We start from the raw sequence: 9,348 nt of genomic DNA, 5'->3' as shown, positions 1-9,348 counted from the left end.
AGGAACCTTGCTCGCACCTCCTACAACTGCCTGAGTTCGAAAAGTACAAGGCCACCTGATGAACGCCCCGAGGCGTCCACGAACAAAACCCAATTTTGCAGGTCCGACTATCGAGCTACAACGGCAGGCAGTGAGCGGGGGATGCGACGAATTTGTCGGGCAACACACCGATCTCGCGAACGATCCGAACGCAAGCGAAGATGGACGCACATTCGTCAGCCGCAATATCGAGGGCGAGTACGGCCGTGACCGCCCTTGTGCCCTTGCGACAGCGACGGCGCGCGAAGTCCCCTAGGCCCCTAGGCCAGTTGACGTGAGTCCGGTCCAGGGAAAGAGTCTAGCGTCGGAGCACGGCGGATGGATCAGGATAGACGCGGCCGGAATGTACCGGGCAGGCGGTCCAGACGCGGCATAACGGGGCGCGGCGTGCCGAATATTTCGCGCATCAACTCGACGTACTCCACGTCTGTAACGCGCTTCTTCAGAACCTTGCTGATTGCCTGCTCGATCTCACGGCGGTATCTGAGAAGCAATTTTGGATCTTTACATTCGATAACAAGCCGATTCGGACCTCGTCCCTTCTTTATCCGGATACGCCTGAAGGAGCTCGCCGGCCGAATATTTTCGTCTTTTAGTTCCGACAAGATGTTCTCGGCAGTGCGCCCGCCAACATCGTACATAGAGTCCTTATATCGCGCCCGTGAAAGTAGTTCGTCGAGGCCGAGTTCGCGCTTGAGCGCGAGCAGTTTTCGCCCGACGGAAAACGTGAACTCCTTCTCACGAAATAGATGGCGGATCGAATCTGGCAGCTCCCGGATGGCAACGGCGTCGCTGACATTTCGTCGCGATATACTCAGTGCCTTCGCGCATGCACTGAAACTGTTCCATTCTCCTTGGGTCACACCCAAGTGATATCGATCAGAAACGTTTTTGGGAAGATCTAGCGCGCGGGACACGATCTTCTCTGGATCTTGTCCAGACCATCGCAGCATTTTCTTTGACTCCAGCGCTTGACCTTTGACGATACTTAACACTGTCTTTTTCGAGTGTTTTGCGCCGGAAGCCCCACTTCGCTCGATGCGGCTTAGTACCGTGCTAAGGCCATCGCGACGGATCGTGTGGCGAATAACGCGGACTGTATGGCTGCTGATGTCGATGTGATCTTCGAACAAGTCAAGAATCTTCTCAGGTAGTTCGTGGAGCTGCATCGCCAATGACAAGTCACCTTGACTGACGCCCAGAGCATTCAATGCATCCAGCTGGGTAGTCCATTTTCCTTCAGCGAGTCCTTGGTGATAGAGCTGCGAGAGTCGCCAGCAACTACGACGGCTGATCAATCGATAAGGCCTTTTGGAATTGCTCATTCTGGTCTCCTTCAAATCGAGCGACCGGATCATTGCATACTGGCAGCATGAATGGGCAACTATTTTTTCCAATTACAGTTGGAATCTCATAATCAAACACGAAAGGCGTATAAAAACATGCGTCTTTCGCTTTGGCACGGTGTAAAGAGGTATAAAAAAACCCCTCTTTTCACTTATGTCAGTCACTGCACTGCCAGTAGCCCCACGCGGATCGACCGGACGGCAAGCGATCGTATTAGCTTGCGGGTGCGACTGATTGGCATGACGCATGCTGGGCGGCGACAATGGTTTTTGTCCGGTCGGCTAAGATGAATGCCGGTAAACCGGACGTCCTGCTTGACGCTTATATGAACGCCGCCCGGCTTGCAAGGAAATAGCGCTGTGACGCTCGATGAGGGTTTGGCTGCAGGCTTATATTCGGCGTCTGCAGGTTTGGCTGCAGGCTTATATTCGGCGTCTGCAGCCAACGGCTGCGCGCCCTGAGGGGATTCGCCAAGAACGGCCTCTACTGTCCAGCGCGCTTTGAGCGCTTAGCGTCAATCAGGCTTCTGTTCTTGCGGTCCAACCTATCTCGCCATCACGTCGTATTTGCCTTCGCAACCTTCCAGCGTGCATCCAACTCGTGTCTTGCTCTTCTACGCAGCCTGCTGCATTGCCGCATAGTTGTTTTGGTACGTTCGATCATTTGCCAACAACGCCCACGCCGTTCGCGCCATTTTGTTCGCCAACGCAACAGTCGCCACGTTCACGGGCCGCCTTACCAATAGCTGCTCACACCAGACTCCCTTGCATTTGCTTCTGAACAAAACGGCGCGTGCCCCGTGTATAAGAAGCATTCTGAGATAGTTGTCACCACACTTGCTTATACCGCCCAATCTTAGTTTTCCACCAGTGCCGGTCTGCCTTGGAACCAGGCCGAGATAAGCGGCTAGTTCACGCCCAGATTTGAAAGCTGCTGGATTTCCGATAGTCGCGACCAATGCAGTGGCCGTCAGAGGCCCTATACCTGGAATTTCTGCTATCTTCCGGCACGCCGCCTCTTGTTTTTGCCAGACAGCTAATTGCTTCTCAAGTTTTTTGATTTCTTCATTGATTCGATCGATGAGCTGAAGCTGGTCGCGCAAAGCGCAGAACAGCGTGCCTGGAACTGCCTGTTCAACCTCGTGCAGACGCTCGCGAACATCGGCCATGCCAGCGACGCGGCCGGCCGTAAGGACCACACCAAATTCGAAGAGCAGGCCGCGAAGTTGATTGACCTGCATGGTGCGAGATTTGATCAACAGGGAGCGCATCCGATGTAAAGCCAATGTCGCTTGCTGCTCGACCGTCTTTGGAGCTACATAGCGCATGCCGGGTTGCTGCACGGCCAGACAAATCGCTCGCGCGTCAGCTGCATCAGTTTTGTTGGTTTGAACGAACGGTCGAGCAAACTTCGCGTGCAGCAAGATGACCTCATGACCCAACGACGCTATCTTCCGAGCCCACCAGTGCGCACTGCCGCACGCTTCCAATGCGACACGACCCGGGACTCGCTGACCGAGAAACTCGATCAGCTGCTGCCTCGTAAACCGCCGATTGACGATCTCCCCGGTATCGCCTTCAACCCAATACATTTGAAAAACGCGTTTCGCAATGTCCAACCCGTAGGTAATGGTGTCCATGACGAGTACTCCCTTTTCAAGTGGTAGCGGTAGCAACACTCTGCCACATTGACTCCTTTCGATTTTTCCAAACAATCACGCTGGACGATTCCGGAGGCCACGTACCAAGCTCCCCGAAGGGAGGGCGGCGTTCATCCCAGCTGTCCGGCATCCCGCTTGCGCTCGCCTACGAGGCGCGTTACACTCGCTCATCTGCAGTTTTCTCAAGGCACGCTTGCATCCCAGCGTCGCCGTCACAGCTCCCCTGCTTTCCTCGTTGCACCCCCACTCTTCGTGTTGTACCGTTAGACCGGGCCGAAGGACTTCATCCTGATAATTCCACTTCGTCCGCGCGCCCACGGAACCCAAGTCCTTGATTCTAAACGGATAGCAACCAAATATTGCGAAATCAGCTCGGTGCGGCCAGTTGCTCAAAAATCGCATCGGCGACTTACAAAATGCTTCCTCACACGCATGTTGCCGCGTAACGTTCTTAGGCGGAATGCCATGACGAGCCACCAACTGCGCCATGTCGTGACGGACCACATCGTCAGCGGCGAGACCTAGCGAATCTCCGAGTTCATGCAATGGTCAGAGAGTCGGCCGGCGCTCGAGACTGCGCCGATGTAAGCACCGACTCGGCCAACCATTGCCCGCGCGGCGCTCGTCAGGCGCGAAGCCGTTACATGCCTACGCCTCAGCCACTTCCTCGTCCCAATCACGACACCCCTGCCGGATGCGCGCACTGATTTGGTTGACATCGAAGAAGGACCACTGCACTCCAACGAACGGGGCATACCTTTGTCGCAGGAACTGATCGAGTTCGTGCAGTTTCATAATTGAAGGGGGAAGGTCGAAATCGATTTTGCAAGCGTCCTCGGTTGTGATGGCGATGGCCTCGACAGGGCATTTAAGGTCCGCCAAAAGCGCGGATAGGAAATGCACGACTGGCGCGGCTTGCCAAAGAGGACATCGAATTGCGTGCGCCGTGTCGGACTCGGTGACAAGCAGCTCATTTGCGTTTGTTGTCAAGCTTAGGGTACCAACCGACCGAATGTGCGTGATGACGAAGACGCCGAAGCGAGTAACAGCCAGGCAGTCCGCGCCTGCCGCCCCGCCGGAGAATCCCAGACTGGTCTGAACCATCATGTGTTCGTGCAACGCATAGTGGTTCAATAGCAACGGAGCGAAAATTGCGCGAAGCTTGCGCGAGAACTCGGCGTATTCGCGCCGGCGTTGCCTAAGCGAAGGCTCCTTTTGGTAACCCTTGGGGTACCCGAGGTACGCCTGCGTTGGAAAAAAGGCGGTAGGCTGCGTTTGAGCGTGCGAGCGGGATCGTCTTGACATTGCAAAGCTCCAGGTCTGCGGTGATCACTAGCTTTCGATTTATCGTTTCGGGTGCTGCAGAAACAATCTTAGGTTCGACGCCGCGCATCCGAAGTTCGAAAAGGTCACGATTTCGATAGCTCTTTCAATAAAATGGAAGAAACATCGCTCGTCAGGCATTGCGTGGCGCTTGAAACGCCGCGACGCTGTATGTAGGTGCAGTGCGAAACGGGTTTGCAAAGCGCAAACATGACGTCGAACGCGTAGCAAATAATCGGCGAAGCGAGTGAATTGCTGGCGTCAACCAAATGTGTTCGCCCCATCCGATTAAGCCAGGCTACGTTTTGTCACGTAGGCTGGCTCACGCGTGTATAGCCGTATGTCGTTGCTGCTTTACGCTGCTGAACTTGCGGGGACCCGCTCATTGGATCGCCGCGGTGTGTTCCGGTCGTAACGCTGCTCGAGAAGCGCTATTGAGACCTGCGAGAGCATCGGCTGCAAGTGGCTGCCGCATACGTCCGCGCGTGGGGAACCTGCAAGGCGACTGACGAAAAGCTATACGTTTCCGTGCGTCATTCCCCGAAAGGGCCGCTATCCGGATAGCGTTGACCGAGAGATCACGTGCGGGTTCGTGCGTTTGCAAGCGCTGTCTTCGATCGAGTCGACGCCGAAATTGCGCGGCACACTGCATCTCGCCCGGGCTCGGGCGAAGGCGGAATAGTTACCGGAGCGCTTAGCGCATGCCTTTCGCGCCGACGCAAAACTTCTGGTGAGACTCGCTTGCTAGATGGAGGCAATACGCGAGCGGTCCAGCGAGCCACGGACCAGCGAATAATCGGCCGCTCGGAAAAACGAACAATGCCCAGGCGCGTATATCGGTCGACAAGGAAGGGAAACAGGTCCGGTGACGAATTACTGGAAGCGCCGAAATTGGGCCCGAGTCGGCGGAGGCGTCTATCGCAGGCTTTCTGGATGAAAGCGGTGAAGACCGAAGTAGTGCGTGCTAGGAACGCCGGCCCGCGTCTAGCACGACCCGGTTGTCAGCCAAGCTCTCGGTTAAGAGACAACGAAGCATGCGTCACCCGCGGTGACGTGACGAATAGGCGGCGTGGTGACGTATCGGAGAAGCGCGCACGCGCTCGGGACACACCCGTGGAATTATCATGATAATTCCCTTTTCGTAGAAAGAGCGCGAAAAAGGTATCGCTTTCTGCCTGATACATTTACACAAACCTTTCGAACGAAGCGGAAAAGCCGCACACAGTCCGGACACCAACAGCGCAGAGGTAGCACCGACCGCTCTTTGCAATGATCGGCGACGGCGACGTGCGCCGGCCTCGTGCGACAACTTCTGATTAGTTAGTTCGGTCTTGTCATAGGCGGACTCGGGCCGAACTTCACAGAAAACAGCTACATGACGTCGTGCCGTACTCTACGCAGCTTTCATCACGTCAATTCCACCGTCGATTGGCGCTACCAACACGTGGTAAGCCAAGTCCGGAGAAGAGTTGATAATTGCCTCATAGGTGGAATGACGGCGAGTGGGAACGCTGTCGGGAGTTTCGGGTTCGAAACGGATGGCGTTCGGGCGACCCGCGGGATTTGAGGAGGCCTCGCTCTTTCCGCGAAGTCGCTGGCGCGGCCGGACTACTCATGTAACATTCCTTAGCAATACGACGGCCGAGTAGTGGACGGCTTGACCGGGAGTCGTCCTCGGGCACGTTCCCCAGTTCACGAACGCGCGTCGGTTCGTCCAATTGCGGACAAATGCGTTGGCTGGATACAAGCAGCCTCGATGAGGTCACGCTTTGCGCTGCGGAAGTCGCGGTATCTCAAAGCATCGCGACTGCGCTTGTCTAAGGTCTGGTACCGGGGAATTTTCTTGGCCAGGATAGCGCAAGGTAGACCATACCTTCGCGGCCGGTGCGTTTCGTTTTTAGCCGGCCTCCTAGCTTGGTGCGGGGCGAGCAGCGCGGGCTTGCAGTTGTTTGGCCGCGAGCAACGCTATCCGGATAGCGTCCCTCGACGTTCCGGGGCCAAGACAACCACTTGATTCTCCTGGTAAATTAGCCTGTTACAAAACGTGCCGAATATTCACACCCCCCTTATTCGGCACGCTTTTCACATCGTGGAATGATGCAATCGAGTGCGGAATGGGGAACAGGCCGTGCACGACAACTACGACCGGCGCAAACGACACGCTGTAAGAGACGCACTTGCACGGCGTCGTCCGAGACGAGCATGACCATGCGATCGCTTGAGCCCGGAGCTCATCGAAATCCGCGACGAGTGCGGTGGTGCCACTTCCTGCGACTACCGCCGCAAGACGACGCGTGACGCGGGTTGACCCAAGGGTGCGGCTTCTTGCTTGCTTGCGCAGAGTACTGTGCTGATGTCCGTTCATCGTGACCACCGTCTACCATCAACAGCATCTTAGGCCCGGAAGCCGTCGCCATCCGACGACTGCAACGTCGTCGGATGGCGACGGCAAACCTATTCGGCAAGCAGTGAAAGCTGGTCCGGTGCGGCGTTGTTGATCGTCTGAGCCAACGGTGGACCTTCGAGGACCTCGTTAGGCGCGGCCGTTGGTGGTGCTTCGGTCTCGGCGGGGTTTGCAGGCGTTACAGTTGGCAACGGGCCGCCTTTTGCAAGTATCCGATAAAGCGCCTGCCTTGAGATTTTTAGGCTCTTTGCCGCCTCTGATTTGACGCCCTTCGCCGCATCAAGAGCCGCGATCGCCTGCTCGAAGGTCACCACAGGTCGCGACAGGCGCTCGGCCGTGGCGAACGTCGATATGTAGGCCGTCGCCTTCGCCGCCAAGCTATGTCCAGCAGCTTCGACCAACTGTTGCATCGCCCTTTGATGGAGTTCCGGGTCGGGCCGATGATCGGGCAGTTTTATCGGCGCGGGCACACCGGTTATATCCTCGTACATCTTCTGGAGGTAAGCGTGGCGCAGTCCGTGCACCGTGACGCCCAACCCGCCACGCGTTATGCCCTCTTTCTGTAGGACGTGATAGAAATGCCGGTACCACCTTTTGAGCGACCATGGCTCCGGAATCATTGAGCCGGTGCGCGGGTTCGCGAGCCGGGCTGCGCGGATGAGGACTTCGTATTGCCACTCAGCATCGATCGGCACGAGCCGGGGCCTGCCGCCCTTCGTACCATCGATCACGTGCAGGTGGCCCGAGACGCGCAGGCATTGCAGCGGACGCAGGAGCATGCTTTCTTGGGCGCGCAACCCGAACGTCGCCTGCAATTCGACTTGAATGGCGACCCACCGATCCTGCACGCAAAGCCGGGAGATCACGTGGTTGACGTCAACGTTAGCCGCTTCCCAGGACTTATCTTCCTGCGCCACATAATAGCGGCGATAACCGTCGGGCCGCTTGATGTAGTCATCGACGGTGCCCACGAGCTGGTGCTTTTTCATCCATGCAGCGAGCGTGCGCCAGTAGGTCAGCTTGTTCTCGACTGTGCCGGGCGCCTGGTCATTTTCCTCGACCCAAAGCTTGACGAGGTAGGCGATGTGTTTCTCGGAGAGGTTCCAGGGCGACTGCAGCGCGAAGCCGCCCTTTCGTAGTTCGCGAAAGCCGGCAATGAGATGCCGCACGCGATAGCTCTGTGTCTTGATGGAGATTGCGTTCGACGTCACGCGCGTCGTGCTATGAGGTTTCGAAAGGTGGCGGTTAAAAAGTTCGGCGAGCTCTTTGGTGAGCCGCTGAGGAAGCCCCGCGTTGTCCAACAGGGTTGAGAAGTTGAATTGGATCTTCATGGCCGTCGCATCAAAGGCGACGTTCTCACCTATCAGAAGAACGTCCCGGGTTGTTGGAATACTGCACGCTTTGCTTTCCGGGATCTTAGAGATCATATTTTCGATTCACCCGGCGCAGGGAAGCACTGACGCCTGATGATCCATGCGCCGGATGAATCCGATGCACGGCTACCTGACCGCAGGCGTTAGCCTGTCGAGCCGAGCAATTCCTATTGCGCTTTTTGGTATCGGCAGCGCGAGCCGACAGAATGGGATATAGAAATCCGCACGCAGGGTGCAAGTGATTTCCCGTCTTGCGAGCTTGTTCATCACGGTCGCCTCGATTTGGAACCGCGCGAGTCAGGCTTGGCGAGAGTCGCCTTCGACGAAAGGCATAGGTGACGTTCGCACTGTCCGTGCGAAGTTGTTCTCAGACGATGCGAAACTGCGTTTCGCTTGAAAAGCCAGTGCCGATGCGGTTTTTGGAGAACTCAGTTTCCCGCATAGTGCACAGCGCTGAATCGCAGGGTCACTGCGGATGAAGATCGTGGCGTCCGTCGGACACACGGCAAGAGAAAGATGGAGCGCACGGCACTCGGGTCGATGCGTTGGAACGCGGATAGGTAACTAGCATGATGCGCTTTATCGCGATCGAATGTGGGCGGAAAGCTCGCGATTTTCATACCTCTTTCGAGACTTAAGCCGCGCTCGCCGCAACAATCGCCTGCAGGCCCCCTGGCGACACTAGCGGAGCCGCTTGCATGGTTGCGCGCGAACCTGCCAACAGTTGTAACCAGAGTCTTCGTTCGGCCGATAAAGACATCCGCACCCATGGTGCAAGTGATTCCCGTCTTGGGAGCTTGCTCATCGTGGTCGCTCCGAGCGGGACCGCGTGAGTCAAGCTTGGCTTGATTGCCGTAGACGATATGAAGGCGGACGTTCGCACTGTCCGTGCGAAGTTGTTTTCAGTTGATGGAGATTTGCGAATCGGGCCAAGAGTCAGCGGTCATGCGGTTCTTCTGGAACTCAGTTTCCCGCATGAGGCGACTAACTTGATTGGCAGCGCCGCTGCCGCTTCAGGAAGAGTGCACCCGTCGGGTGCCTGGCTGTAAACGTATGGAGTGCGCTGCACTCGGTCGATGCGTCAGTGACGCGGATAGGTAATAGGATACTAAGTCGAAAAAAAGCAGCCGGACATGGTTCATGCTGCGTAACGGACTGACGGATGTTGAAACATCGATCGGATCAAAGCCGGGATTTTCTGC

Annotated in this window: 4 protein-coding genes; all 4 read right to left on the bottom strand. The window is 56.5% G+C overall.

Features of this window, described 5'->3' with window-relative positions:
- Window positions 1–362 precede the first annotated feature (362 nt).
- Window positions 363–1,364 carry a ParB/RepB/Spo0J family partition protein gene (locus AWB81_RS38015; RefSeq protein ID WP_144444312.1) on the bottom strand — a complete coding sequence of 334 codons (1,002 nt, stop codon included), beginning with the start codon at window positions 1,362–1,364 and terminating at the stop codon, window positions 363–365.
- Between the two features lie 635 nt (window positions 1,365–1,999).
- The gene (locus tag AWB81_RS38010; RefSeq protein ID WP_062643218.1) at window positions 2,000–3,025 is read right to left on the bottom strand and encodes an IS110 family RNA-guided transposase; all 1,026 of its coding nucleotides are present in this window, start codon (window positions 3,023–3,025) and stop codon (window positions 2,000–2,002) included.
- A gap of 669 nt (window positions 3,026–3,694) precedes the next feature.
- Window positions 3,695–4,351 carry a hypothetical protein gene (locus tag AWB81_RS38005; protein ID WP_062643215.1) on the bottom strand — a complete coding sequence of 219 codons (657 nt, stop codon included), beginning with the start codon at window positions 4,349–4,351 and terminating at the stop codon, window positions 3,695–3,697.
- Between the two features lie 2,472 nt (window positions 4,352–6,823).
- Window positions 6,824–8,104: an integrase domain-containing protein gene (locus AWB81_RS38000; protein ID WP_087135472.1), complete on the bottom strand. Its 1,281-nt coding sequence runs from the start codon at window positions 8,102–8,104 to the stop codon at window positions 6,824–6,826.
- Between the last annotated feature and the right edge of the window lie 1,244 nt (window positions 8,105–9,348).

The organism is Caballeronia arationis (assembly GCF_001544975.2).
GTDB classification, from domain to species: Bacteria; Pseudomonadota; Gammaproteobacteria; order Burkholderiales; family Burkholderiaceae; genus Caballeronia; species Caballeronia arationis.
The sequence above is the reverse complement of the archived record's forward strand: the minus strand, read 5'-3'. Positions and strand labels throughout refer to the sequence as shown.

Coding starts and splice junctions, on each gene's coding strand:
- AWB81_RS38005 (WP_062643215.1), bottom strand. CDS start 4,351: ATGTCAAGACGATCCCGCTCGCACGCTCAAACGCAGCCTACCGCCTTT.
- AWB81_RS38010 (WP_062643218.1), bottom strand. CDS start 3,025: ATGGACACCATTACCTACGGGTTGGACATTGCGAAACGCGTTTTTCAA.
- AWB81_RS38000 (WP_087135472.1), bottom strand. CDS start 8,104: ATGAAGATCCAATTCAACTTCTCAACCCTGTTGGACAACGCGGGGCTT.
- AWB81_RS38015 (WP_144444312.1), bottom strand. CDS start 1,364: ATGAGCAATTCCAAAAGGCCTTATCGATTGATCAGCCGTCGTAGTTGC.